Below are 23,552 nucleotides of genomic sequence, written 5' to 3'. Positions count from 1 at the left end.
GCAATCTCCCCGTCAGAGACAGGGAATCACGATCCGCGAATAATGCAACGGTTCCCTTGCGGGAGAAGGTGGCCCGTCAGGGCCGGATGAGGGGTGTCAGCGCCACGCTTGGGAATGAGCGGCGTTGGCGCCGCGCCCGACCATCAAAGGGCGCCGTCGTCACCCCTCATCCGTCCGGCTTCGCCGTCCACCTTCTCCCTCAAGGGGAGAAGGATCACTGCTCCGCCAGCAGCTCTTCGATCAGCGCCTTCGCTTCATCACTGGCCCAGTCCGCCTCGCCGGTCAGGACGGCGCGCACATTCCCCTGGCGGTCCAGCAGGATGGTCTGGGGCATGGCCCCCTTGCCGGGGAACTCGAACGGCAGCTGGAATTTCGGATCGGCGTAGAAGGCCAGCGGCGGGTGCTCGGCGATGAAGGCGCGGGCCTCCGGCACGGCCTTGTCCACGTCCATGCTGATGGTCACCACGGCCACGTCGTCGCGACCCTTGTAGTGCTCGGCCAGAGCCGCCAGCGTCGGCATCTCGATCTTGCAGGGCGCGCACCAGGTGGCCCACAGGTTGACCACCGCCACCTTGCCCTTGAAGTCGGCGAAGCGCGCATCGCGTCCCTCGGCGTCCTTGAAGACATAGTCGGGCGCGGGCGTCGGGACGGGCGTCAGCAGCTTCGACAGCGAGCCCCTGGCGTAAACCGCCAGCGAGGATGACGCGGACTCTTTGCCCCCGCCGTCGCGATTGGCGTATAGCATCGCCGCGCCGCCGATCGCGCCGATCAGCAGCACAGCCGTCGCCACGCCCGCCAAAGTCCGTTTAGAGCCGCTCATGTCCGACACGCCTTCCAACACCCCTCAAGGTCAGTCTCTATGGGGCGGACGCTTCAGCGCCAAGCCCGCCGACATCATGCAGGCCATCAACGTCTCCATCGGCGTCGACAAACGCCTGTGGGCGCAGGACCTGGCCGGGTCGCGGGCGCATTGCCGCATGCTGGCCCAGCAAGGCATCATCGCCGCCGCCGACGCCGAGGCCATCCTGGGCGGGCTGGACGTCATCGAGGGCGAGATCCGGGACGGGTCCTTCCCCTTCCGCGACGCCTATGAAGACATCCACATGAACGTCGAGGCCCGCCTGTCGGAGCTGATCGGCGAGCCGTCGGGGCGTCTGCATACGGCGCGCAGCCGCAATGATCAGGTGGCAACGGACTTCCGCCTGTGGGTGCGCGACGCCTGCGACCGCACCGTCGAACAGTTGAAGGCGCTGCAAGGCGTCCTGCTGGACCGGGCCGAGCAGCACGCGGGCGACCTGATGCCCGGCTTCACCCATCTGCAGACGGCCCAGCCCGTCATCTTCGGCCACCACCTGATGGCCTATGTCGAGATGTTCGGCCGCGACGCGAGCCGCTTCGCCGACGCCCGCACGCGCATGAACGAGAACCCGCTGGGCGCCGCGGCCCTGGCTGGCTCGCCCTTCCCCATCGACCGCCACATGACGGCGGCGGCGCTCGGCTTCGACCGGCCTATGGCCAACTCGCTGGACGCCGTGTCGGACCGCGACTTCGCGCTGGAAAGCCTGGCCGCCGCCTCGATCGCGGCGGGCCACCTGTCGCGTCTGGCCGAGGAGATCGTGGTCTGGATGACGCCGATGTTCGGCTTCGCTGCGCTGCCCGACGACCTGACCACCGGCTCGTCCATCATGCCGCAGAAGCGCAACCCCGACGCCGCCGAACTGGTGCGCGCCAAGACGGGCCGGATCATGGGCTCGCTGGTGGCCCTGTCGACGGTGATGAAGGGCCTGCCGCTGGCCTATTCCAAGGATATGCAGGAGGACAAGCCGCCGGTGTTCGAGGCCTTCGACGCCCTCGATCTGGCGCTGACGGCCATGACCGCCATGGTCGCCGCCATCATCCCCAACACCCCGCGCATGGCCGCCGCCGCCGGGGCCGGCTTCTCGACCGCTACCGACCTCGCCGACTGGCTGGTGCGCGAACTGAACCTGCCCTTCCGCAAGGCGCACCACGTCACGGGCGCCGCCGTCAAGCGGGCCGAGGCGCTGGGCGTGGGCCTGGGCGATCTGCCGCTGGAAGAATTGCAGGCTCTGGATTCCGGCATCACCAAAGCCGTGTATGAAGTCCTGACGCCCGAAGCCTCCTGCGCCAGCCGCCAGAGCTTCGGCGGCACGGCGCCGGAACAGGTCCGCGCCCGCATCGCCGACTGGAGAAGCCGCCTGTGAACAAGACCCTGATCCTTATCGGCGCCGCCGCCCTGCTGCTGTCCGGCTGCGGCCGCATGGCCGATCTGGAAGCGCCCGGCGCTGTCCAGAACGAGCGCGCCCCGCGCGACCGGAACGCCAAGACCCTGCCGGAGCCGGCGACGGTCAACCGCGCCCCCAGCCAGATGCCCATCGACAGCGGCGCCTCGGACCCGTTCGGTCGCCCGCCGGCGCTCTGATCGGCCCTTCCTTCTCCAGACCGGACGCCCCGCCGTGCATTATTTCGACCTGAAGGACGGCGTTCTGCACGCCGAAGGCGTCTCGCTGGAGACGCTGGCGGCGGAGGTCGGGACCCCGACCTATGTCTATTCCTCGGCCACCTTGCGCCGTCACTACGGCCTGCTGCGCGACGCCTGCGACGCCCACAAGGCCGCGCTGGGCGACGCCCTGATCGCCTTTGCGGTCAAGGCCAACTCCAACCTGTCGGTGCTGGCGACCCTGGCCAAGCTCGACTGCGGCGCCGACACCGTGTCCGAGGGCGAGATCCGTCGCGCCCTGGCGGCGGGCGTTCCGGGCGAGCGCATCATCTTCTCCGGCGTGGGCAAGACCGACGCCGAACTGGCCTTCGCCATCGACGTCGGCGTGCGCCAGATCAACGTCGAGTCCTCGGCGGAACTGGAACGGCTGATCCTCATCGCCGCCGAGAAGTCCGCCTCTCCGGCCATCGCCATCCGCGTCAATCCCAAGATCGGCGCCGGCGGCCACGCCAAGATCACCACCGGCGGCGCCGGCGACAAGTTCGGCGTGCCGGTCGAGGAGGCGCTCAGCCTCTACGCCCGCGCCTCCGCCTCGCCCCACGTCACCCCCGTGGGCCTGGCCTGCCACATCGGCAGCCAGATCACCGACCTGACCCCGCTGGAAAATGCTTTCCGCGTGCTGCGGGACATGACCGAGACCCTGCGCGCGCAGGGCCACAGCGTCACCCGGCTCGACCTCGGCGGCGGCCTGGGCGTGCCCTACTATGGCGAGGCCGAAACCGCCTCGCCCGCCGACTATGTGGCCATGGCCGCGCGGGTGCTGGACGGCTTGGGCGTCGAGGCGGCGTTCGAGCCGGGTCGTCTGATGGCCGCCAATGCGGGCGTGCTGCTGAGCCGGGTGATTCAGGTCAACGAGCGCACTGATGGGCGGCGCTTCCTGGTGCTGGACGCGGCGATGAACGACCTGATGCGTCCCGCCCTCTACGACGCCTTCCACGACCTGAAGCCTGTGCGGCCGCGCACAGGCGAGGACCGCCCCTACGACGTGGTCGGTCCGGTCTGTGAGACCGGCGACACCTTCGCCCGCGACCGCGACCTGCCGCCGCTCGAAGCCGGTGATCTGGTCGTCTTCATGAGCGCGGGGGCTTACGGCGCCGTCATGAGCGGCGAATACAACACCCGCCCCCTGGCCGCCGAGGTCCTGGTCGATGGCGAGCGCTGCGCGGTCATCCGCCCGCGCCCGACCTATGAGCAGATGTTCGCGCGGGAGCCGATGGCGGATTGGCTTGCGCCAGTGGCGAGTGACAAGTGACGAGTGGCGAGACGCTGGGTTGAGAGCGGCTCACTTCGCCACTCGCCACTAAACACTCGCCACTTCAGTCCAGCGCGCAGATGTCCGGCAGGCCGCGCAGGCCGCCCTTGTGGTCCAGGCCGTAGCCGACCAGGAAGCGGTTCGGGGCCTCCCAGCCGACGAAGTCGGGCTCGGGCGCACGCGGCTTGGGCCAGGGCTTGCGGGCGAAGACGCAGGTCAGAACTTCGGACGCCCCGGCTTCTTTCGTGATCCGCACCGCCTCGGCCAGCGACAGGCCGGTGTCGAAGACGTCGTCGAGAATCAGCACCCGCTTGCCCGCGATGGGCCGCTGGAAGGGCGCATAGACGTCGATCTGGCCCCGGCTGGTGGTCTCATCCCCGTAAGAGGCCAGCCACAGGGCGTCGAAGCGGACGTTTCGGCCCTCGCGCGACAGGGCGCGGGTCAGGTCGGCGGCGAACCACAGCCCGCCGGTCAGCAGGACAGCGGCCACCGTCTCGTCGTCGACGACGGGGGCGATGCGCCGCGCGAGGTCGGCGACGATCGCCTCGATCTCGGATTGCGGCAGGAGAACCGTGGGGGCGGGCGCCGGGTCTTGATCAGCCATGCCCGGCGGATACCCCCTGGGCGGGGCTGCTGTCGAGAGGGGTCGCGTCGCGCGGCGTCTTATCCAGGGCCGTGTCGCGCCTCAGGCCCTCTTCGGCGGCGGGCGGCGGGCGGCGGGCCGCGGGCTTGGCTGCGGCAGCCTTGGCCGGCGCCGCGCGGGGTTCGTCTTTTGACGCCATCACAAAATCGACGCCGACGCCCGCCGCCTTATGGCCCGCGTCGGGGATGATGACCGCGAAACCCAGCACCTTGCCCGGCAGAACAGGCGCGGCCTCGAGACGCACGATGCGATGCGCAACCTCGCCGCCCTTGGCGTCCAGCAGGGCGACACGCACCGGCGGGGCCACGACCTCGTTGTCGCGAATGTTGCGCAGGGCGCCGGAGACCACGACCTTGCCCGGATCATGGGCGGCGATCTTGGCGCCGACCGCCTCGAACTCCAGCCCGGCCAGGTTCACCGGCGCGCCGACCAGCTTGTAGACGGCGGCGGCCTGGGGCCAGGCCTGAACGATGGGCAGGCGGAAGGCGTAGGCGGCGCCCAGCAAGCTCAGGAAGACCACGGCCAGACCGGCCCAGACCGCGCCCTGCGTGGCGGCGCGGCGCATTTTGCGCTGCTGCTCGGCCTTGGCGCGGAAGGCGCGCGGCAGTTCGGGCGCGGGGGTCTCGGCCAGACTTTCAGGCGCGTCCTCGCGCTTGCCGAAGCCGGGCTCGGCGACGGGTTCCTCGGCGGCGGCGGACAGCTCCAGCGGCTCGTCCTCAAGCGTCGCGCGCCAGTCGTGACCGCAGGATTTGCAGCGCACGCGACGGCCGTTCGGGCCGATTGCGTCATCGGGGACAAAATAGCTGGTGGCGCAGGCGGGGCAGGTCAGTATCATGTCGGCTGACTGCGAGGCTCGACGCCCCCTCCTGTCGAGGCGCCCGCAACGCCCCGGTCCAATACGAAATCTGATGCCACACTCGACCCGACGCGCCGCCGACCCCGATTCCGCGCCCGACACCGTCCGCCTGCGGGGCGTGGGTTTCGGCTATGCGGACAGGCCCGGCGTCCTGCGCGACGTTAACCTTAGTCTGACGCAGGGCTCTTTCCACTTCCTTACCGGACCCTCCGGCGCGGGCAAGTCCTCGCTTTTGCGGCTGCTGACCCTGGCCGAGCGCCCCCAGACCGGGCGAATCAGTCTGTTCGGGCGCAACGTCACCGACCTGCCGCGCGGCGGCGTGCCCGCCTTCCGGCGGCGGATGGGGGTGGTGTTTCAGGATTTCCGCCTGCTGGACCACCTGACCGCCTTTGAAAACGCGGCCCTGCCCCTGACTCTGGCGGGCGGCAAGACCGCCGATCACGCCGCCGACGTGGCGGAGATGCTGCGCTGGGTCGGCCTGGGCCAGAGAATGGACGCCCTGCCCCCGGCTCTGTCCGGCGGCGAGAAGCAGCGGCTGGCCATCGCCCGCGCCGTCATCACCCGCCCGCGCCTGATCCTGGCCGACGAACCCACCGGCAGCGTCGACCGGGCCATGGGCGAGAAACTGATGCGGCTGTTCCAGTCGCTGAACAAGCTGGGCGCCACCGTCCTGATCGCCAGCCACGACGAGGCCCTGGCCGAGCGGGTCGGCGCATCCGTGCTGAGGCTGGAGAACGGCCAGTTGACCCAGATGGCGGCCACGGGAGACGCCGCATGATCCGCGCCCTCTTCTCCAGGGGACCGGGTCTGCTGTCGCGCGAGGCGGGCGGCGAGCGCTGGCTGATGGTGGTCATCGCCGTCCTGTGCTTCCTCGCCTCCATCACCGCCGTCGGGGCCGTGGCCGCAGACCGGGCCGCCCACGGCTGGGCGCGTCAGCTGCGGGCCGAGGCCACGGTCCAGGTCCGCCCGCGCGTGGACGAGACCGGCCCCACCGCCGCCGCCCGCGCTGCCGAGACCCTGGCCGGGGTCAAAGGCGTGGCCGAGGCCGAGGCCATGGACCGCAAGGCCGCGGAGGCCCTGCTGCGGCCCTGGGTCGGCGAAGCGGCCCTGCCCGACCTGCCCCTGCCCTATCTGGTCACGGTGCGGTTGGACCCGAAGAACCCGGCCAGCGCCCCGACACTGAGCCGCGCCCTGGCCGAGGCCGGACTGGACGCCACCGTCGACGACCACAGCCTGTGGCGCGGCGAGGTCGAGCGCTCGGCGGGGGTCATCACGGCGCTTGCCGGCGCGGCCTTCCTGCTGATCGCGGCGGCCACCGCAGCCGTCATCGCCTACGCCACCCGCGCCGGCATGGCGGCGCAGGCCTCGGTCATTGAGACCCTGAGCCTGAACGGCGCCTCGGACTTCTATGTCGCCGGCCTGTTCCAGCGGCGCTTCGGCGGGCTGGCGGCCCAGGCCGGGGCCATGGGGGCAGGACTCGCCGCCCTGCTGCTGGGCCTGCTGCGGCTGATCGGCGGCGAAGGCGGCCTGACCCCGGCGCTGCCCCTGGCCTTTTCCGACCTGTTGATCCTGATCGCCTGTCCCCTGCTGGCTTTTGGCGTCGCTCTGCTGGCCGCCCGCTTCACGGCGCTGGCGAAGCTGGGCGCGCGTAGCTAGTTAGACATTATGAAGTTTATGACGCTGATCGCCGTGGTGGCGCTGATGTGGCTGGTGGGGCTGTTCGCCTTCGCCGAGCGCGTGCGCGGCCTGACGCCAGCGCCCGAGCCCGCACGCGCCGACGCCATCGTGGCCCTGACCGGCCCCTCGGCCGAGCGCGTCAACGCGGCCATCCGCCTGCTGGAACTGGACAAGGGCCGCCGGGTGCTGATCTCGGGCGTCAACCGCGAGGTCCGTCGCAAGGAGCTGCGCGCCCTGACGCCCGGCTCGACCAAGCTGTTCAACTGCTGCGTCGACCTGGGCTTCGAGGCCGAGAACACGGTCGGCAACGCCCAGGAAATCGCCGCCTGGGCGCGGTCCAAGGGCTATGACAGCCTGATCGTCGTCACCTCCGACTATCATATGCCGCGCAGCCTGCTGGAGATCCGCGGCGCCGCTCCCGGCGTCAAGCTGACCCCCTATGCCGTCTCGACGCCGTCTCTGGACAACACCCGCTGGTGGCGGGCGGCCGTCACCGCCCGTCGGATGACCCTGGAATACATGAAGTACCTGGCCGTGCTGGGCCGCGAGGGGATGCACCGCCTGCGGGGCCATCACCCGGAACGATCGGCGCCGCAGACCCCGCTAGAGGCCGCCTGAATGACCACCCTTCGTTCCCTGATCTTTGTCGCCTGGCTCTATCTGTCGATGGTGATCTTCGCCGTCGGCCTGTCGCCGGCCCTGCTGATGCCCCACGGCGCCGCCGTCTGGGTCATCAAGTCCTGGTCGAAATTCGTCCTGTTCGGGCTGCGCTGGATCGTCGGGATCAAGGTCGAGGTGCGCGGCTTGGAGCATCGCCCCACCGGCTCGGCCCTCTTGGCCTGCAAGCATCAGGGGATGCTGGACGTCATCGCCCCCTTCTCCTTCCTCGACGACACCTGCTTCATCATGAAGAAGGAGCTGATGATCCTGCCCTTCTTCGGCTGGTTCGCCTGGAAGACCAAGATGATCGCCGTCGACCGTTCGGCCCATTCCAAGGCGCTGAAGGACATGGTGCGCCAGGCCCGCGTCCGTCACGCCGAGGGTCGCCAGATCCTGATCTTCCCCGAGGGCACGCGCGGCGAGATCGGCGCCGCGCCCGACTACAAGCCCGGCATCGCCGCCCTGTACCGCGACCTGAACAGCCCCTGCTGGCCCATCGCCACCAACTCCGGCGTTCATTGGCCGGCGCACGGCTTCCGCCGCTATCCCGGCACCATCGTCTTTGAGTTCCTGCCGCCCATCCCGGCGGGCCTGAAGCGGGCCGAGTTCATGGCCGAGCTGGAGAGCCGCATCGAGACGGCGTCCACCGCTCTGCTGACGCCAGCCCCCTAACGCCAGCCTCCTAAGGCCCGGCGTCAGGACCCAGCTCGATCAACTGGCGGCGAACTCGCTGAGGGCGTCGATGACGGCGCGGTTCTGATCTTCCGTGCCGATGGTGATGCGAAGGCAGTCGGGCAGGCCGTAGCCGCCGACCGGGCGCACGATGATGCCCTTGGAATTCAGATAGTCATTGGCGGCGGCGGCGTTCCGCTTCTCGTCCGCAAAGCGAATCAGGACGAAGTTGCCCGCCGAGGGGAAGACCTCGAAGCCGAAGCCGCGAATGGCCTGGGTCAGGCGCGGACGCCAGTCCAGCACCAGGTCGCGCGAGGCCTTCTGATGCGCCTCGTCGCCAAGCGCCGCGGTGGCGGCGTCGACGCCCGGCACCGAGACGTTGAAGGGCAGACGGATGCGGTCGATGGCCTCGGCCACGGCCAGCGGGGCGTAGCCGAAGCCGATGCGCAGGCCGCCCAGGCCGTGGATCTTGGAGAAGGTGCGAGTGACGACGATGTTGGACGCGTCGCGGGCCAGGCCGAAGCTGGTCTCCCACTCCGGCTCGACCACGAACTCGGCATAGGCCTCGTCCACCACCAGGATGATGTGCGACGGCAGGGCGGCGTGCAGACGGCGGATTTCCTCGCCCGAGTTCCAGCTGCCGGTCGGGTTCGACGGATTGGAGACATAGACGATGCGGGTGCGCTCATCGACCTGTTCGAGGATGGCCTCGACCTCGGCCTTCATGTTCGGTTCAGGCGCCAGCTTGACCTCGGCGCTGCAGGCCATGGCCGAGATGCGGTAGGCGAGGAAGCCGTACTGGCCGGTGACGATATTGTCGCCGGGCTGCAAATAGGTCTGGTTCAGCAGGGCGAAGACCTCGTCCGAACCGTTGCCGAAGATCAGACGTTCGCCCTCCAGACCGTGATGGGCGGCGACCGCGTCACGCAGCTTGCCGGCGCGGCCGTCGGGATAGACGTGGATGTTCTTCAGGGCGGCGGCATAGGCCTCGCGCGCCTTCTCGCCGGCGCCCAGGGCGTTCTCGTTCGAGGACAGCTTCATCGGCTCGGCGAAACCGGCGATGGACCCCTTGCCGCCCACATAGGGGGCGATGTCGAGGATGCCGGGCTTGGGGGCGGGCGCGGCCTTGGTCGCAGCGGCGGGGGTCGCGTCGGTCATGGGCGTCATCCTCGAAAGCGTGGTCAGTAAACAGGGGCGGCGCCGATGACGCCGCTCATCTGGCCGGGGGCCTTGGTCAACCGCCCGTCCTCGGCCTGCACATAGCCTGTCAGGACAAACAGCTTCAAGCCGCCGCCCGCCGCCAGGGGCGCGGCGATCAGCCCCGCCTCGCCCAGCGCCGCGACGATGCGGGCGTCGGAAGCCGGGCTGTCTGTGACCCAGAAGGTCCGGTCGTCGCCGGTCGGGCCGGGGGCCTCGGTCGAGACCAGCAGGGCGCGAGGCGAACCGGCGGCGTCGTCCGGCAGGGCGGCGACGACCTTGAGCATCGGCAGGGCCAGCAGCTTGCCCCACCAGGGCCGGGCGCCGAGGTCGATCAGGGCGCGGCCGCCCTGGCGCGCGGTGGCGAGCGCCTGATCCGGCTCAGCGACGGGGCGACCGATCAGGCCCCAGCGGTCGGCCGCGAGCACCTGTGACAGCGGCCCGCACGTGGCCAGGGCCGGCCCGGTCGCCGCCTCGATCCGGCCCAGGACGGCGCGCAGGGCCGGGCGTTCAACCGCCGGAACCTCACGCAGAATCTCGCGCAGGGCGATGGCGTCGGCGTCGGCGGAACCGCGCGCTCCGGCGGCGACCCGCGCCCGCGCCGCCGCGATCAGGGCGCGGTCCAGCGCCAGACGCTCGGCGTCCTCGGGCGGTTCGACCAGCATCAGAACAGCTGGGGCGCCGGGGCCAGGGCGAAGGGGCCGAGGTAGGTGCGCCCGCCCTTGAAGTTCAGCACCAGATCGACGGCCTGAGCCTGATCGCCGGTCCCGCCCTGGGGCGTGGAGGCGGCGGCGCGAGCGGCGGCGGCGCGGTCCACCGCCCCGCCCTGAGTAGCCCCGGCCAGACCGACGATGGCGGCCAGAGGCTTCTCAGCTCGCAGGAAGACCTCGCCTTCCAGACGCCCCTTGTCGTCGGCCGACAGGGCCGGACTGGACAGGAAGGTGCGACTTTCGCCCGCCTCCAGCTGGCCCTTCATGTCGACGAAGCGGCCGCCGGCGGCGGTCCAGGCCGACAGCAGGCCTTGCGCGTCGGCGCCCTTGAGCGCGCTGGCCTTCTCGATCACCGCCTCGACCTGGGCGTTCAGCTTGCCCGACTGGGTCAGGCCCTCGACCGGGCCAGAAGGGCGGCCTTCGCCGTCCACCAGACGGAACAGGACATCGACGTCATCGGTCGGCGTATCCGTGCCGGCCAGGTGGGGCCGCATGTAGAACTGGATCAGCCCGGCCTTGGCCAGGGGAAAGGGCTCGGCGTCCGGCAGGGCGGTGAAGACCGGCTTGGCCAGTTCGACCACCACATTGGGCCAGCGCTGGGTCAGGCCGTGCAGGCTCATGCGGATCATCTCGGCGCGCACCGCCACCTTGCCCTTGGCGCCGCGCGTCAGGACCAGACCGTCCGGCGCGGCGATGACCCATTTGGTCGGGTTATAGGCGTTGGCCTCGGCCACGATCTCGGGCGCGGCGACCGCGTGGCCCGAGGGGGCGACGACGTCCACGTGCTTCATCGCCACCCGCGCCCGCAGCGGCCAGCCGGTCGTGGACAGGCCTGCGTGCTTAACGCTCCAGCCGGATTGCTCCAGCCGGGCGATGCGGCCCTCCAGCTTCTTCTCGACCTGCTGGGTCAGGACGAACCACCAGCCGGTCCACAGGGCCAGGCCGACGAAGACGATGACGAAGGGGATGATCAGTCCCTTGCGGCTGTGGCGGATCGGTTCAACGTGGGCGTCGGTCATGGGCGCGGTTTAGCAGGCCACGCGGCTGCTGACACGCCCTGTCAGCAGGAACGGGCCACCCTGTTTTCCGTTCGAATCGCAAACTGACAGGAGACGAGGATCATGGAGACGCAACAGCTGCACCGCGGCCGGCTGATCGACCATCTGCAACTGGTGACGCCCGACCTTGAGGCCAGCCGCCGCTTCTACGGCGCGGTGCTGGAGGCGCTGGGCGTGCCGATCGGCGGCGAGGCGGAACGCTTTTTCTGGGCGGATGAGCTGTTCGTCTCGGCGGTGGACAGCATAGCGGCGGCGGGGCGACCGACCGGACGCTGCCATCTGGCGTTTCAGGCCAGGGACCGGGCCATGGTCGAGGCCTTCCACACAGCGGGACTGGCGGCGGGCGGAACCGACAACGGGGCGCCGGGCGAGCGGCCCTATCACCCCGGCTACTACGCCGCCTTCCTGCTGGACCCGGACGGCAACAACATCGAGGCGGTCTTCCACGGCAAGGCCGAGCGCTCGGCCGACAGCGTGGTGGTGACGTTCGAGGAGTAGAACTCAGGCTAGGCGGTCAGATCGGCCATCTTGGCGTTCGCCGCCCGCGCGGCTTCGTCGGGAGCCAGGCCCAGCAGCAAGCCGCGCTGACCGCCGTTGATCAGGATGCGGTCGAACAGAATGGCCGTCTCGTCCATCACGGTCGGGACAGCCTTTTTCTGGCCGAAGGGACTGACGCCGCCGACCTTGTAGCCGGTCAGGCGTTCGGCGTCGGCGGGCTTCATCATCTGGGCCGACTTGGCCCCGAGGGCCGCGGCCAACTTCTTCATGCTGACCTCGCAGTCGGACGGCACAATGACGCAGGCGGGCTTGGCGTCCGCCAGGGTCATCAGGGTCTTGAACACCTGTTCCGGCGCCCAGCCGAGCGCCTCAGCCGCCTGCAAGCCCACGCGCGGCGCGTCGGGGTCGTAGGCGTAGGGGAAGAGGTCGAAGGCGACGCCGGCCTGGGTCAGGGCGAGGGTGGCGGGGGTGGTCTTGGACATGTTTCGATGCATAGCCCCGCCCTTCTCTTTCGTCATCCTCCGGCGTAGCGGAGCGGAGACCGGGGGATGACGAAAGATAGAGGAGCGGAGGCCTCAGGGTTGGTCGGCGAGGAAGCTCTTCGTCAGTTCCACCGCGTCGGCCAGGCCCATGCGCTGGACCTCGGTTCCGGGCGGCAGACCGGCGAACAGGCGCGTCGGACAGGCGGCGTCCAGCATCAGGAAGACCCCCTTGTCGTCGGCCCGGCGGATCAGGCGGCCAAACGCCTGAGCGATGCGGCCGCGCGCCAGGGCGTCGTCGTAGCCCTTGCCGCCGAAGCGCTCGCGTCGGGCCTTGTGCAGCAGGTCGGGACGCGGCCAGGGCACGCGGTCGAAAGCCAGCACACGCAGAGACCGGCCCGGCACGTCCACCCCGTCGCGCACGGCGTCGGTGCCCAGCAGACAGCTGTCCTGTTCGGCGCGGAAGACGTCGACCAGGGCCCCGACCTCCAGCGGATCGACGTGCTGGGCGTAGAGGGGGACGCCCGCCTTGGCGAGATCCGGTCCCAGACGCTCATAGACGGTCTTCAACCGGCGGATGGCGGTGAAGAGGCCCAGGCCCCCGCCGCCCGCCGCCAGAAACAGCTCGCGCATGGCCGCCGCGATCTGGCGCGGGTCGTCCTTCATCAGGTCGTTGACGACGATGATACGGCTGTTGGCGGCGTAGTCGAAGGGGCTGTCGACCTTCAGCGTCCGCGCGGGTTCGATCAGGCGGGCCGCGCCGCTGCGCATCCGGGCCAGAGAAAACGGGTCCTCGGCCGCCGGGTCCGACAGGGTGGCGGAGGTGATCAGCACGCCATGAGCCGGCATGATGACGGCGGCTTCCAGCGGCACGGTCGGGTCGATCCAGTGGCGGCGCAGGGCCACGTCGTGGATGCGGCCGAAGGCGGCCTCGGCGCTCAGCCAGTCCACAAAGTCGGGATCGGGTTCGTCGCCGCCCTCTTCCAGCGCCGCCAGCATGGAGCGCCAGCCCGGCAGGGTCATGCGCGCGCGCCGGTCCATGCCGCGCAGCGCGCCCTCGATGCGGGCGCGGGCGGCGCCGTCCAGCTCGGCGGCTTCCTCGTCCAGAATATCCTCAAGGTGGCGCGACAGGGCCAGCAGGGGCGCCTCAACGGCGGCGATGGCGCGGGCGGCGGCGCGGGCGGCCTCCAGCACCGGCTCGGTGGCGGGGCGCAGGGCGCACTCCAGCCCGAACTCGGTCCCGCCCGTCTCCTGACTGCGGGCGCGCAGCTGTTCCAGGGCGGCGACCAGGAAGGCCTCGATCGGGCCGATGGGATTGATCTCGCCGGACGCCGGCGCAATGCGGCCCGAGACGCCCTCGCCCGGCAGGGCGGCGGCGGCGCGCATAGCGTCCTTCAGGGCCTGGGCGGCGGCCTCGTTGTCGGCGCACAGGTCGCCCAGACGCTGTTCCAGCCCGCGCCCGCGACGGCCCCGTCCTTCAGGGCCGCGTATCCAGCGGCGCAGTTCGGCGGCTTCCTGACCCGAGAGGGCGGCGGAGAAGGCGCTGTCGGCGGCGTCGAACAGGTGGTGGCCCTCGTCGAAGACAATACGTTTCAGCGCCGCCGTCTCGCCGTCCTGCTTCTGGCCGCGCGCCGAGCGGGCGCCGTCGAAGGCGGCCTGGGTCATGACCAGGGCGTGGTTGGCCACGACCAGATCGGCGCGTCGGCTGGCGCGGATGGTCTTTTCGACAAAGCACAGGCGGTAGTGCGGACAGGCGGCGTGGACGCATTCGCCGCGCCGGTCGACCAGATTGGACGGGCTGGCCTGATGGCTGGGCGCCGTCGCATAGAGGCCGGGCAGCCAGCCAGGATAGTCGCCGCCGGTCATGTCGCCGTCGCGGCTGTGCGCCGCCCAGCGGCTGGCCAGGCCCATGCCGATCAGGTCGCCGTTCCCGAGTTGGGCCGCCTGCATCATGTCCTGGAGGTTCAGCAGGCAGAGGTAGTTTTCGCGGCCCTTGCGCACCACCGTCTTCTTGCGGCGCTCGGCCTCGTCGGGCCACAGGGCGCGGCTTTCTCGGTCTATCTGGCGTTGCAGGGCGCGGGTATAGGTCGAGACCCAGGCCGCCCCCGCATTGCGCTCGGCCCACAGGCTGGCGGGGGCCAGATAGCCCAGGGTCTTGCCGGTGCCGGTGCCGGCCTCGGCCAGCAGGACGCGCGGGCGGCCCTCCTCGTTGCGCGGCGAAAAGGCGTAGGCGGCCTCGGCCGCGTAGTCGGACTGGGCGGGCCGCGTCTCGTCCAGACCCGAGGCCTGCAACAGCTTGTCCAGACGGATGCGGGCGCTCTCGGAATCGACGGGGGCCGAGCCGGCCTCGCCGCGCGGGGCCTCGTCCTCCCACTCCTGAAGACGGGACCAGACGTCCAGACCTGTGCCGCGCTCGCGCCGATCTCGCAGGGGTCCCGCCTGAAGCGCGGCCAGCACGCGGGATCCCCAGGACCAGCCCGCCCGGTCCAGCGTCCCGGCCAGGGTGAAGGCGTCCTCGCGTCCCGGATAGGCGGGGTCGGTCAGTTCGTTGAGCAGGTCGGCGGCGGCGTCGCGCAGGGCCTGCGCCTGAGCCTCGGCCCCCTTGGGTTCGGAGCGGCCAAGGGCGAGCGCCAGCCCCGACGGCGAGGGGGCGCAGAACTTGGCCGGGCGCACGAAGGCGTAGAGCTCCAGCACGTCCAGCATGTCGGTGGCGCGCGGCGGCGGGCTGAGGCCCAGACGACGGGCGGTCAGGCTGGCGTGGGCGACCATGACGGGACCGCCGAGGAAGACGCCCTCGGCCGCGCCTCGCCCGATCTTCCTGGCGCCCGTCGCGTCGCACACGGCGCCCGCGCCCGGCGGGGTGGCCAGCGCAGGCGGCAGCTCGGCCCAAGGCTGAGTCGCGGGCTGGATGGTGGAGGGAGCGGAGACGTCGGTCACGCCCGATCCATAGCGCCCCCCGCCGCGAAACGGAACGGGAACGTTCGCCCCCCTCGCCTAAGACCGAAAAGGCGATAGGCTGTCGTCAAAGGGAGGACCGCCCATGCAGACCCGCCGCATCGCCACCGACGGCCTGACGCAACAGGTGATTGAAGCGGGCGAAGGCCCGCTGGTCCTGCTGCTGCACGGCTTTCCCGAACTGGGGATCAGTTGGCAGGCCCAGGTTCAGGCCCTGGCAGAAGCCGGTTTCCACGCCGTCGCCCCCGACATGCGCGGCTATGGCGGGACCGACAAACCGGCCGATGCAGAGGAACATACGATCCTGCATCTGGTCGGGGACATGGTCGATCTGGTTCGGGCGCTGGGGGAGGATCAGGCCGTGGTCGTCGGCCACGACTGGGGGTCGGCGGTCGCCTGGCACTGCGCCCTGATGCGACCGGATGTGTTCCGGGCCGTGGCCGGCCTGTCGGTACCGTTTCAGCCGCGCCGCCCCAAGGGACCACCGACGGCGGCGATGGCGGCGATCACCAAGCGCGCCGGGCTGGGCGACCTCTACATCAACCGCTTCCAGTCGCCGGAGGCCCATGTCGAACTGGACGCCGATCCGGCGGCGGCCTTGCGCAAGATGTTCTGGGCTTATGACGGCGCCACCGCCGACGCGGACCAGTCGACCGGCTTCATGCCCGAGGGCCTCAGCCTGCTCGACAGCATCTCTGACCAGGCGACCCTGCCGCCATGGATGAGCGCGGCGCATTTCGACGAGTACGTCGCCGCCTTCGCCGCCTCAGGCTTCAAGGGGCCGCTGGACTGGTACCGCTGCCTCGACCGCAACTGGAGTCTGACGGCCTTCCTGCAAGGCCAGAGGATTGCTCAGCCTGCGCTGTTCATGGTCGGCGACCGCGACCCCGTCCGCCACTACGCCGGCCCGCACGAAGCGGCGCAGAAGGCCTGGCTGACCAACCTGCGCGCCCAAGTGGTCCTGCCCGGCGCGGGGCATTGGCTGCAGCAGGAACGAGCGGACGAGGTGAGCGCGGCGCTGGTGGAGTTTGTGCGGAGGCTTTGAGGTCGCGCGTGACTAGGATTTCCGACAGAGCTCATGTGGGAAATGACGCCATGCAGCGCCGACATCTGACGGTTCTCGGCGGATTGGCCGCCCTCACCCTCGCCGGACTTGGCGCATGGGTGGTTCAGCGCGAGGCAGCCTGTGCGAGCCGCCTGGAGCAGGCCGCGCTTTACGGCGATGCTCAGGTGCGCCGGAACAAGGCGGGTCAATGCTACATCTGTCGCCCCGGCGGCCCGCTGTTCGACATCGCCCTCGACCAGTGCGACGCCAATGACCGCCTCTACTCCAAGGGCTGAGAGACCGGATTGAGGTTGCACGGTCTGCGCGACGGCAGGCGAGGTGCCCCCTTAGACGGGATCGGTCGGTTTGGGCTCGACGGGTTCCGGCGCGCGGGTGGCCTGGGCGGGTTCGTCCGGCAGGGGGATGAACTCCAGGGCGTCTTCGGCGGGCAGGCTCATGCGGCCTGCCTTCCAGTCGGCCTTGGCCTGGTCCAGGCGGGTCTGGGACGAAGAGACGAAGTTCCACCAGATCAGGCGTTCGCCCACCGGCTCTCCGCCCAGGACCATGACGCTGGAGGGGGCGAGCGCGGTGACGGTCGGTTCGGCCTGGGCCGACAGGACGACCATCTGGCCCTCGTGGAAGGCGCGGCCGTCGACCTCGATCGCGCCCTTGGCCACGAACAGGGCGCGTTCGCTGTAGCCGCCCTTGGATTTCGGCGGCGGCGGCGTGGCGCGTACGCCCTCAGCCATCTCCCAGTGGACGTAGAAGAGCGGCGACTGGACTGGGGTGCCGGCCTTCTCCCCGAAGGCCTCGCCCGCCACCAGACGGGCGAACAGGCCCTTGTTCTGATAGGTGGGCTGGGCGTCCTCGCCCAGGTGGGTGAAGGAGGGGGCGATCTCCTCCAGCTCGGTCGGCAGGGCGACCCAGGCCTGCATCCCGTGCATCGGCCCGCCCTGCGCCTTTTTCAGCGGATCGGTGCGTTCGGAATGGACGATGCCGGACCCGGCGGTCATCCAGTTCACCTCGCCGGGACGGATGGGCTGGGTGTAGCCCAGGTTGTCCCGGTGCATGATCTCGCCCTCGAACAGATAGGTCAGGGTCGACAGGCCGATATGCGGATGCGGCCGCACATTGATGGCGTCGGCGCCCGGCGCGAACTCGGCCGGACCCATCTGGTCCAGGAAGATGAAGGGGCCGACCATCCGGTGCGAATGGAAGGGCAGGACGCGCCCGACCTCGAACCCGCCGAGGTCTTTTCTGCGCGCGTCGATCACCAGTTCGATCATGTCGGTCCTCTCAGTCCAGCCTCAAGCGGGCGATGATAGCCGGATCAGGCGTCAGGGTCCGCAAGGAACCATCGGCGGCGAAGTCGCTCCACTGGGATCGGGCGACGAAGACAAGATCGCCGTCCAGGATCAGGCCCGTGGTCGGCTCGGCGATCTGGGGCAGGTTGGCGGCCAGGACCTGAACCTGGTCGATGCGCGTCCAGGCGGGATTGAGGGTCAGCTTCAACACCCTCTGGGGCGACACGCCGTTCTGCAAGGCGTAGAGGCTGCGGCCGTCCGTGACTAGGCCATCGATCCCAATCAGAACGGCGTCATCGGGCGTCGCCATTCGCACAGGCTCTCCGCCCGCCCGCGCCACGCGCCACAGGCCCGAAGAATAGTCGGCGACGACCAGGGCCTGGCCGTCCGGCGTCAGCGCCAGACCCTGGGGCGAGCCCAGGGTTCCCGCCGCCACGAAGACTTCGAGCGCCTCGCCCGAGGGCGGCAGGCGATAGATCTCGCCCGACAGACCATCCGAGACATAGACGGCGCCCCCGGCGTCCAGCGCCAGGTCGCCCAGACCGTGTTCGCGTCCGTCGGCCGCCAGCGGATAGGCGGCGCGGACCTGACCTGTCGCGGCATGGATCGCCAGAAGCGCGGCCGGGCCGACATCCTCGCGCCCGTGAGCGGCGGGGGGCGCGGGGCTGACGGCGGCCCACAACAGGTCGCGCGACGGGTCCGGCGCCAGACCCAGCACGCCCTCTACCGGCCCCTCGGCCTTGAGCCAGGGCGTGACGTCGCCGTCGTGGGCCAGCCGGACGATGTCTCGCCCCGCCACCCGCGAGACCAGCCAGCCCCCGCCCGCCGGATCGCGGGTCATGCTCTCGACAAGGCCCGCCCTCTCCAGAACGGCGACGACGGAGAGCCGGTCCGCGCCGATCGGGGCGCGATTGGCCTCAAGCCGCGCGGCGGCTTCGGCGAAACCAGGGGCGGCGGCGACCGAAGACAGGGCCTCGTCGCGCGCCAGGTTCGTGGACAGTCCGGCGAGGCCATAGCGGTGCAACTGGGCCACGGCCTGTGCGGCGTCTCCGCGCGCGGCGGCCACCCGTGCCCGCAACAGGATCAGACCCGGATGATTGGGAATGCGCGCGTCGGCCTGGACAAGCAGCCGGGCGGCGGCGTCCAGGTCGTCGGCGTTGAGCGCCGTCACCGCCTCAGCCCGCAGCCGCCGGAAGGCTGCGACGTCGGATTCGGCGACGGCCGCCGCCGGGGCCTGATCCGACAGCGGGACTGCCGCGATGGCGCCTCCCGCCCCGAGCGCGGCAAAGGCCGCCGCGAGGGCGCACGACTTGAGCATGAAACCCTCCGCCACAGGCGCCCTCTCTCCGACCGTACGGCGTCTCTTTAGCTGACGTGGGGGGTGATGATGCCCAGCGGCAGGGTGGTGACGTTCTTCACGCCGCGCGTGACGATATGGCTGGCGCAGTCGGAGACGATGCCCAGGGTCAGCAGCTTGTCGCGCAGGAACTGGTCGAAGGCGTGCATGTCCGAGGTGATGATGCGCAGGACATAGTCCTCGCGGCCCGTGATGGTGGCGCACTGCACCACTTCCGGCCAGGTGGCGACGGCGGATTCGAATATGTCGAGGTTCTCGCGCGAGGGCAGGCTCAGCTTGACGATGGCGTAGACTTCGAAGTCCAGACCCAGAAGACCGGCGTCCAGAAGCGTGACCCGCTTGCGTATCAGGCCAGAGTCCTCCAGTCTCTTGATCCGGCGCCAGCAGGGCGAGGCCGAGAGGCCGACGCGATCGGCGACCTCGGCGACCGACAATCCAGCGTCCTGTTGCAGGATGTCGAGGATGCGAGCGTCGATAGGATCAAGTTCGTCAGCCAAAGGCGTTTCTCCAAAAGGGGATTTGACGCAATAAAATACCCCAAATCACCATTTGGCAAGGGTATTTTTAGGAAGGCCAACAGAGACACGCCATGCTATGCCCTCTTCATAGAGGAAACGCGGTCGGATTAACCGGACGGGACGCATGATGAAGAATACGCCCACGCTGTCGCTGCGCGTGCCAGAGCCTTCGGGCCGGCCCGGCGATGCGCCTGATTTCAGCCACTTGCAGTTCGATCCCGCCGGCGTCGTCAGCCGGCCAGAGGTTTCGACCGCCCCCTATGACATGCGCGATCACGCCTTCCGGCTGGTGCGCGTCCTGGACGACGAAGGTCAGGCCGTCGGGCCGTGGGACCCGAAACTGGACCCCGAGACGATGCGTCGCGGCCTGAAGGCCATGATCCTGACGCGCGCCTTTGACGAGCGGATGCACCGCGCCCACCGCCAGGGCAAGACCAGCTTCTATATGAAGTGCACCGGCGAAGAGGCCATCGCGGTCGCCCAGGGCATGATCCTGAGCCGCGAGGACATGGGCTTCCCCACCTATCGCCAGCAGGGGCTTCTGATCGCACGCGGCTATCCGCTGGCGACCATGATGAACCAGATCTATTCCAACGCCGAAGATCCGATCAAAGGCCGCCAGCTGCCGATCATGTATTCGGCCAAGGACTATGGCTTCTTCACCATCTCGGGCAACCTGGGCACCCAGGTGCCGCAGGCTGTGGGCTGGGCCATGGCCAGCGCCTACAAGGGCGACGACAAGATCGCCATCAGCTGGATCGGCGACGGAGCCACGGCGGAAGGCGACTTCCACAACGCCCTGACGTTTGCCTCGGTCTACCGCGCCCCGGTCATTCTGAACGTCGTCAACAACCAGTGGGCCATCTCCTCCTTCATGGGCATCGCGGGTGGTCTGGACACGACCTTCGCCGCCAAGGCCATCGGCTACGGCCTGCCGGCCCTGCGCGTCGACGGCAACGACTTCCTGGCCGTCTGGGCCGCGACCCAATGGGCCGAGGAGCGCGCGCGCACCAACCAGGGCGCGACGGTGATCGAGCTGTTCACCTATCGCGGCGCCCCGCACTCGACGTCTGACGACCCCAGCCGCTATCGCCCCGGCGACGAGGCCGAGAAGTGGCCGCTGGGCGACCCCATCGAGCGCCTGAAGCAGCACCTGATCGTGCTTGGCGAATGGTCGGACGAGCAGCAGGTAGAAGCCGAGAAAGACGCCGTCGAGCAGGTCCGCGCCGCCGGCAAGGAATCCGAAGCCATCGGCACCCTGGGCCAGTCGCGCCCGAGCGTGAAGACCATGTTCGAAGAGGTCTATGCGACCGAGGACTGGCGCCTGATCGAACAGCGCCGCGAGGTCGGAGTCTGACCATGACCCAGCAAACCTACACTGACGCCGACCGCAACGACGGCCTCGAGCCCGACATGGTCGATCAGAACAATGCGCCGAAGTCGGAAGCGCCCGCCAAGGGCGTCGTGCCGATGAACATGATCCAGGCCCTGAACTCGGCCATCGACGTCAAGATGACCGAGGACCCGAACGTCCTGTCGTTCGGCGAGGACGCGGGCTATTTCGGCGGCGTCTTCCGCGTCACCGACCAGTTGCAACAGAAGCACGGCCTGACCCGCAGCTTCGACGCCCCGATTTCGGAGTGCGGCATCGTCGCCGCCGCCATCGGCATGGGCGCCTATGGTCTGCGCCCGGTCGTCGAGATCCAGTTCGCCGACTACATCTATCCGGCCTATGATCAGATCGTCTCCGAAGCGGCCAAGATGCGCTACCGCTCGGGCGGTCAGTTCACCTCGCCGATCACGATCCGCAGCCCCTACGGCGGCGGCATCTTCGGCGGCCAGACGCACAGCCAGTCGCCGGAAGCCCTGTTCACCCATATCGCGGGTCTGAAGGTTGTCATTCCGTCCAACCCCTATGACGCCAAGGGCCTGCTGATCGCCGCCATCGAGGACGACGATCCGGTCGTCTTCTTCGAGCCCAAGCGCCTCTACAACGGCCCCTTCGACGGCTGGCACGAGAAGCCGGTTTCGCCGTGGAAGACCCAGGAGCTGGCCCAGGTCCCGACCGAGAAATACGCCCTGCCGATCGGCAAGGCTCGCGTCATGCGCGAAGGTTCGGATGTGACCATCCTGGCCTATGGCACCATGGTCTGGGTCGCCCTGGCCGGCGCCGAGCACGCGGGCGTGGACGCCGAGGTCATCGACCTGCGCACCCTGGTGCCGCTGGACATCGAGACCATCGAAGCCTCGGTCAAGAAGACCGGCCGCTGCGTCATCGTACACGAGGCGCCGAAAACCTCGGGCTTCGGGGGCGAGCTGTCGGCCCTGGTTCAGGAACGCTGCTTCTATCATCTGGAGGCGCCCATCGCGCGCGTCACGGGCTGGGACACCCCCTACCCGCACGCCTTCGAGTGGGAATACTTCCCCGGCCCGCAACGCGTGGCCGACGCCCTGAAAACCGTCATGTCGGGAGGCCGTTGAGATGGGTCGTTTCGTCTTCAAGCTGCCCGACGTGGGCGAAGGCACCGCCGAGGCCGAACTGGTCGCCTGGCATATCGCGGTCGGCGACAGGGTCGAGGAAGACCAGATCGTCGCCGACATCATGACCGACAAGGCCACGGTGGAAATCACCGCCCCGGTCAGCGGCAAGGTTCTGGCCATCCACGGCGAGCCCGGCCAGATGATCCCCGTGCGCGGCCCCCTGGTCGAGTTCGAGGTCGAGGGCGCGGGCAATGCCGCCGACGCCGAGCCGACTCCGACCCCCGTCGCCGCCAAGTCCGAGCCCGCCCTCGTCGCTGTTGAAGCGCCGAAGGTCGAGACCGCCCCGGTCAACGCCCCGGCCGTCGCCGGGAACTATGTGTTCAAGCTGCCCGACGTGGGCGAAGGCACGGCCGAGGCCGAGTTGGTGGGCTGGCACGTCAAGGTCGGCGACGCGGTCGAGGAGGATCAGATCCTCGCCGACATCATGACCGACAAGGCGACGGTCGAGATCACCAGCCCCATCAACGGCGTGGTCGTCGCCCTGCACGGCGACGCGGGCCAGCAGGTCCCCGTCGGCGGGCCTCTGGTCAGCTTCAACGTCCAGGGCAAGGGCAATGTCGCCGCCGCTCCGGCTGCGGCCCCCGCGCCCGTCGCCAAAGCTGAAAAGGCCGCGCCTGCGCCGGTCGCCAAGGCCGCTCCTGCGCCCAAGGCCGAAGCCAAGCCCGTCCCGGCCATGACCGGCCGCCAGCCGGGCGAACGCGCCCTGGCCTCGCCCGCCGTGCGCAACCGCGCCCGTGATCTGGGCATCGACCTGGCCTTCGTGCCGGGCTCGGGTCCCGCCGGCCGCATCCAGCATGAAAACCTGGACGCCTTCGTCGCGCGCGGGGGGTCCATGCCCGCCGCCACGAGCGGCACGGCGTCCTCGACCTACGCCCGCGCCGAGGGCGCCACCGAGACCAAGATCATCGGCCTGCGCCGCAAGATCGCGGAGAAGATGGCCGAGAGCGTGCGTCGCATCCCGCACATCACCTATGTCGAGGAAATCGACATGACGGCGGTGGAGGAACTGCGCGCCCACCTGAACGCGACCAAGGCCAAGGACCAGCCCAAGCTGAACGTCCTACCCTTCATCGCCCGCGCCATCGTCGTGGCCCTGCGCGACCAGCCGACCATCAACAGCCATTACGACGACGAGGCCGGCGTCCTGACGACGCACGCCCCGGTCCATCTGGGCATCGCCGCCCAGACGCCGAACGGCTTGATGGTGCCGGTCGTCCGCCACGCCGAGGCGCTGGACCCCTACGCCACCGCCCTGGAAATCGCCCGCGTCTCGGGCGCGGCCAAGGACGGCTCGGCCAAGCGCGAGGAACTGTCCGGCTCGACCATCACCATCACCTCGCTGGGGACGCTGGGCGGCGTGGTGCACACGCCCATCATCAACCACCCCGAGGTCGCCATCGTCGGCCCGAACAAGATCGCCGAGCGCGTGGTGGTCAAGGACGGCCAGATGGTCGTGTGCAAGATGATGAACCTCAGCTCCAGCTTCGATCACCGCATCGTCGACGGGCATGATGCGGCGGTCTTCGTGCAGCGCATCAAGGGCCTGCTGGAGCACCCGGCCACGCTCTGGATGAACTGAGAACCCAGCACCTTCCTTCCGCTCATCCCCGCG

Annotated in this window: 24 protein-coding genes; 13 read left to right on the top strand and 11 right to left on the bottom strand. The window is 69.7% G+C overall.

The genetic code is table 11. From position 1 onward, the window contains the following. Window positions 1-214: 214 nt before the first annotated feature. The gene (locus DXK21_RS09620; RefSeq protein WP_114817571.1) at window positions 215-820 is read right to left on the bottom strand and encodes a TlpA family protein disulfide reductase; all 606 of its coding nucleotides are present in this window, start codon (window positions 818-820) and stop codon (window positions 215-217) included. Here DXK21_RS09620 and argH point away from each other — a divergent pair. From argH to lysA, 3 genes are read left to right on the top strand one after another with little or no spacing between them, the layout of a single operon-like run. Next, on the top strand, window positions 819-2,222 hold the full coding sequence (gene argH / locus DXK21_RS09615; RefSeq protein ID WP_114817559.1) for an argininosuccinate lyase: 1,404 nt from the start codon (window positions 819-821) through the stop codon (window positions 2,220-2,222). The two genes, DXK21_RS09620 and argH, sit on opposite strands and share 2 nt — an antisense overlap. Continuing rightward, window positions 2,219-2,440 carry an LPS translocon maturation chaperone LptM gene (gene lptM / locus DXK21_RS09610; RefSeq protein ID WP_114817558.1) on the top strand — a complete coding sequence of 74 codons (222 nt, stop codon included), beginning with the start codon at window positions 2,219-2,221 and terminating at the stop codon, window positions 2,438-2,440. The genes argH and lptM overlap by 4 nt, the downstream gene beginning before the upstream one ends. Before the next feature lie 34 nt (window positions 2,441-2,474). After that, on the top strand, window positions 2,475-3,770 hold the full coding sequence (lysA, locus tag DXK21_RS09605; RefSeq protein ID WP_114817557.1) for a diaminopimelate decarboxylase: 1,296 nt from the start codon (window positions 2,475-2,477) through the stop codon (window positions 3,768-3,770). A gap of 64 nt (window positions 3,771-3,834) precedes the next feature. Here the strand turns inward: lysA and DXK21_RS09600 are convergent, their stop codons facing one another. Both DXK21_RS09600 and DXK21_RS09595 read right to left on the bottom strand, forming a co-directional pair. Then, entirely contained in the window at window positions 3,835-4,374 is a 540-nt protein-coding gene (locus DXK21_RS09600) for a phosphoribosyltransferase (RefSeq protein ID WP_114817556.1), read from the bottom strand. Continuing rightward, window positions 4,367-5,248, bottom strand: a complete 882-nt coding sequence (locus DXK21_RS09595) for a DUF3426 domain-containing protein (protein WP_114817555.1) — start codon at window positions 5,246-5,248, stop codon at window positions 4,367-4,369. Before DXK21_RS09595 ends, DXK21_RS09600 begins: the two co-directional genes overlap by 8 nt. A 73-nt stretch (window positions 5,249-5,321) precedes the next feature. Here DXK21_RS09595 and DXK21_RS09590 point away from each other — a divergent pair, with 73 nt between their 5' ends. From DXK21_RS09590 to DXK21_RS09575, 4 genes are read left to right on the top strand one after another with little or no spacing between them, the layout of a single operon-like run. Then, a complete protein-coding gene (locus tag DXK21_RS09590; protein ID WP_114817554.1) occupies window positions 5,322-6,047 on the top strand; it encodes a cell division ATP-binding protein FtsE in 726 nt (241 codons plus the stop codon). Then, window positions 6,044-6,925 carry a cell division protein FtsX gene (locus DXK21_RS09585; RefSeq protein ID WP_114817553.1) on the top strand — a complete coding sequence of 294 codons (882 nt, stop codon included), beginning with the start codon at window positions 6,044-6,046 and terminating at the stop codon, window positions 6,923-6,925. Before DXK21_RS09590 ends, DXK21_RS09585 begins: the two co-directional genes overlap by 4 nt. Window positions 6,926-6,934: 9 nt before the next feature. Beyond that, on the top strand, window positions 6,935-7,564 hold the full coding sequence (locus tag DXK21_RS09580; protein WP_114817552.1) for a YdcF family protein: 630 nt from the start codon (window positions 6,935-6,937) through the stop codon (window positions 7,562-7,564). Then, window positions 7,565-8,278 carry a lysophospholipid acyltransferase family protein gene (locus DXK21_RS09575; protein WP_114817551.1) on the top strand — a complete coding sequence of 238 codons (714 nt, stop codon included), beginning with the start codon at window positions 7,565-7,567 and terminating at the stop codon, window positions 8,276-8,278. A 39-nt stretch (window positions 8,279-8,317) separates the two neighbouring features. Here the strand turns inward: DXK21_RS09575 and hisC are convergent, their stop codons facing one another. Genes hisC through DXK21_RS09560 form a run of 3 tightly spaced genes read right to left on the bottom strand, consistent with a single transcriptional unit; the run spans window position 8,318 to window position 11,204 of the window. Next, window positions 8,318-9,436, bottom strand: a complete 1,119-nt coding sequence (gene hisC / locus DXK21_RS09570) for a histidinol-phosphate transaminase (protein ID WP_114817550.1) — start codon at window positions 9,434-9,436, stop codon at window positions 8,318-8,320. 23 nt (window positions 9,437-9,459) lie between these two features. Further along, window positions 9,460-10,140 carry a hypothetical protein gene (locus tag DXK21_RS09565; protein WP_114817549.1) on the bottom strand — a complete coding sequence of 227 codons (681 nt, stop codon included), beginning with the start codon at window positions 10,138-10,140 and terminating at the stop codon, window positions 9,460-9,462. Beyond that, window positions 10,140-11,204 (bottom strand): DUF2125 domain-containing protein, encoded by a 1,065-nt coding sequence (locus tag DXK21_RS09560; RefSeq protein WP_114817548.1) that lies wholly within the window; start codon window positions 11,202-11,204, stop codon window positions 10,140-10,142. The genes DXK21_RS09565 and DXK21_RS09560 overlap by 1 nt, the downstream gene beginning before the upstream one ends. A gap of 102 nt (window positions 11,205-11,306) precedes the next feature. Here DXK21_RS09560 and DXK21_RS09555 point away from each other — a divergent pair, with 102 nt between their 5' ends. After that, the gene (locus DXK21_RS09555; RefSeq protein ID WP_114817547.1) at window positions 11,307-11,741 is read left to right on the top strand and encodes a VOC family protein; all 435 of its coding nucleotides are present in this window, start codon (window positions 11,307-11,309) and stop codon (window positions 11,739-11,741) included. A gap of 8 nt (window positions 11,742-11,749) precedes the next feature. Here the strand turns inward: DXK21_RS09555 and ybaK are convergent, their stop codons facing one another. After that, window positions 11,750-12,223: a Cys-tRNA(Pro) deacylase gene (gene ybaK, locus DXK21_RS09550; RefSeq protein ID WP_114817570.1), complete on the bottom strand. Its 474-nt coding sequence runs from the start codon at window positions 12,221-12,223 to the stop codon at window positions 11,750-11,752. A 93-nt stretch (window positions 12,224-12,316) separates the two neighbouring features. Then, window positions 12,317-14,989, bottom strand: a complete 2,673-nt coding sequence (locus DXK21_RS09545; protein WP_245945171.1) for an ATP-dependent DNA helicase — start codon at window positions 14,987-14,989, stop codon at window positions 12,317-12,319. Window positions 14,990-15,260: 271 nt separating this feature from the next. Here DXK21_RS09545 and DXK21_RS09540 point away from each other — a divergent pair, with 271 nt between their 5' ends. Together DXK21_RS09540 and DXK21_RS09535 are read left to right on the top strand one after the other, a co-directional pair. Further along, on the top strand, window positions 15,261-16,220 hold the full coding sequence (locus DXK21_RS09540; protein WP_114817546.1) for an alpha/beta fold hydrolase: 960 nt from the start codon (window positions 15,261-15,263) through the stop codon (window positions 16,218-16,220). 50 nt (window positions 16,221-16,270) lie between these two features. Continuing rightward, a complete protein-coding gene (locus DXK21_RS09535; RefSeq protein WP_114817545.1) occupies window positions 16,271-16,516 on the top strand; it encodes a hypothetical protein in 246 nt (81 codons plus the stop codon). 51 nt (window positions 16,517-16,567) lie between these two features. Here the strand turns inward: DXK21_RS09535 and DXK21_RS09530 are convergent, their stop codons facing one another. Genes DXK21_RS09530 through DXK21_RS09520 form a run of 3 tightly spaced genes read right to left on the bottom strand, consistent with a single transcriptional unit; the run spans window position 16,568 to window position 19,378 of the window. Beyond that, window positions 16,568-17,506, bottom strand: coding sequence for a pirin family protein (locus DXK21_RS09530; RefSeq protein ID WP_114817544.1), 939 nt, complete (start codon window positions 17,504-17,506; stop codon window positions 16,568-16,570). A gap of 10 nt (window positions 17,507-17,516) precedes the next feature. Beyond that, entirely contained in the window at window positions 17,517-18,842 is a 1,326-nt protein-coding gene (locus tag DXK21_RS09525; RefSeq protein WP_162790621.1) for an SMP-30/gluconolactonase/LRE family protein, read from the bottom strand. 47 nt (window positions 18,843-18,889) lie between these two features. Then, window positions 18,890-19,378, bottom strand: a complete 489-nt coding sequence (locus DXK21_RS09520; RefSeq protein WP_114817542.1) for an Lrp/AsnC family transcriptional regulator — start codon at window positions 19,376-19,378, stop codon at window positions 18,890-18,892. A gap of 148 nt (window positions 19,379-19,526) precedes the next feature. Here DXK21_RS09520 and DXK21_RS09515 point away from each other — a divergent pair, with 148 nt between their 5' ends. From DXK21_RS09515 to DXK21_RS09505, 3 genes are read left to right on the top strand one after another with little or no spacing between them, the layout of a single operon-like run. Further along, a complete protein-coding gene (locus DXK21_RS09515; RefSeq protein ID WP_114817568.1) occupies window positions 19,527-20,756 on the top strand; it encodes a thiamine pyrophosphate-dependent enzyme in 1,230 nt (409 codons plus the stop codon). Window positions 20,757-20,758: 2 nt separating this feature from the next. Continuing rightward, entirely contained in the window at window positions 20,759-21,880 is a 1,122-nt protein-coding gene (locus tag DXK21_RS09510; protein WP_211306006.1) for an alpha-ketoacid dehydrogenase subunit beta, read from the top strand. Between the two features lies 1 nt (window position 21,881). After that, complete coding sequence (locus tag DXK21_RS09505) at window positions 21,882-23,519, top strand: 2-oxo acid dehydrogenase subunit E2 (protein ID WP_114817541.1); 1,638 nt, start codon at window positions 21,882-21,884, stop codon at window positions 23,517-23,519. Window positions 23,520-23,552: the final 33 nt, after the last annotated feature.

The sequence above is a fragment of the Brevundimonas bullata genome (assembly GCF_003350205.1).
GTDB lineage: Bacteria > Pseudomonadota > Alphaproteobacteria > Caulobacterales > Caulobacteraceae > Brevundimonas > Brevundimonas bullata.
This window is presented reverse-complemented; position numbering and strand designations above follow the sequence as displayed.

Bases quoted from the DNA above. Each gene is read 5' to 3' on its own strand.
- ybaK (WP_114817570.1), bottom strand. From the start codon at position 12,223: ATGTCCAAGACCACCCCCGCCACCCTCGCCCTGACCCAGGCCGGCGTC.
- DXK21_RS09565 (WP_114817549.1), bottom strand. From the start codon at position 10,140: ATGCTGGTCGAACCGCCCGAGGACGCCGAGCGTCTGGCGCTGGACCGC.
- hisC (WP_114817550.1), bottom strand. From the start codon at position 9,436: ATGACCGACGCGACCCCCGCCGCTGCGACCAAGGCCGCGCCCGCCCCC.
- DXK21_RS09580 (WP_114817552.1), top strand. From the start codon at position 6,935: ATGAAGTTTATGACGCTGATCGCCGTGGTGGCGCTGATGTGGCTGGTG.
- DXK21_RS09560 (WP_114817548.1), bottom strand. From the start codon at position 11,204: ATGACCGACGCCCACGTTGAACCGATCCGCCACAGCCGCAAGGGACTG.
- DXK21_RS09505 (WP_114817541.1), top strand. From the start codon at position 21,882: ATGGGTCGTTTCGTCTTCAAGCTGCCCGACGTGGGCGAAGGCACCGCC.
- DXK21_RS09510 (WP_211306006.1), top strand. From the start codon at position 20,759: ATGACCCAGCAAACCTACACTGACGCCGACCGCAACGACGGCCTCGAG.
- DXK21_RS09590 (WP_114817554.1), top strand. From the start codon at position 5,322: ATGCCACACTCGACCCGACGCGCCGCCGACCCCGATTCCGCGCCCGAC.
- DXK21_RS09530 (WP_114817544.1), bottom strand. From the start codon at position 17,506: ATGATCGAACTGGTGATCGACGCGCGCAGAAAAGACCTCGGCGGGTTC.
- DXK21_RS09555 (WP_114817547.1), top strand. From the start codon at position 11,307: ATGGAGACGCAACAGCTGCACCGCGGCCGGCTGATCGACCATCTGCAA.
- DXK21_RS09620 (WP_114817571.1), bottom strand. From the start codon at position 820: ATGAGCGGCTCTAAACGGACTTTGGCGGGCGTGGCGACGGCTGTGCTG.
- DXK21_RS09545 (WP_245945171.1), bottom strand. From the start codon at position 14,989: ATGGTCGCCCACGCCAGCCTGACCGCCCGTCGTCTGGGCCTCAGCCCG.
- DXK21_RS09540 (WP_114817546.1), top strand. From the start codon at position 15,261: ATGCAGACCCGCCGCATCGCCACCGACGGCCTGACGCAACAGGTGATT.
- DXK21_RS09595 (WP_114817555.1), bottom strand. From the start codon at position 5,248: ATGATACTGACCTGCCCCGCCTGCGCCACCAGCTATTTTGTCCCCGAT.
- DXK21_RS09575 (WP_114817551.1), top strand. From the start codon at position 7,565: ATGACCACCCTTCGTTCCCTGATCTTTGTCGCCTGGCTCTATCTGTCG.
- DXK21_RS09600 (WP_114817556.1), bottom strand. From the start codon at position 4,374: ATGGCTGATCAAGACCCGGCGCCCGCCCCCACGGTTCTCCTGCCGCAA.
- DXK21_RS09535 (WP_114817545.1), top strand. From the start codon at position 16,271: ATGCAGCGCCGACATCTGACGGTTCTCGGCGGATTGGCCGCCCTCACC.
- argH (WP_114817559.1), top strand. From the start codon at position 819: ATGTCCGACACGCCTTCCAACACCCCTCAAGGTCAGTCTCTATGGGGC.
- DXK21_RS09525 (WP_162790621.1), bottom strand. From the start codon at position 18,842: ATGCTCAAGTCGTGCGCCCTCGCGGCGGCCTTTGCCGCGCTCGGGGCG.
- DXK21_RS09585 (WP_114817553.1), top strand. From the start codon at position 6,044: ATGATCCGCGCCCTCTTCTCCAGGGGACCGGGTCTGCTGTCGCGCGAG.
- DXK21_RS09515 (WP_114817568.1), top strand. From the start codon at position 19,527: ATGAAGAATACGCCCACGCTGTCGCTGCGCGTGCCAGAGCCTTCGGGC.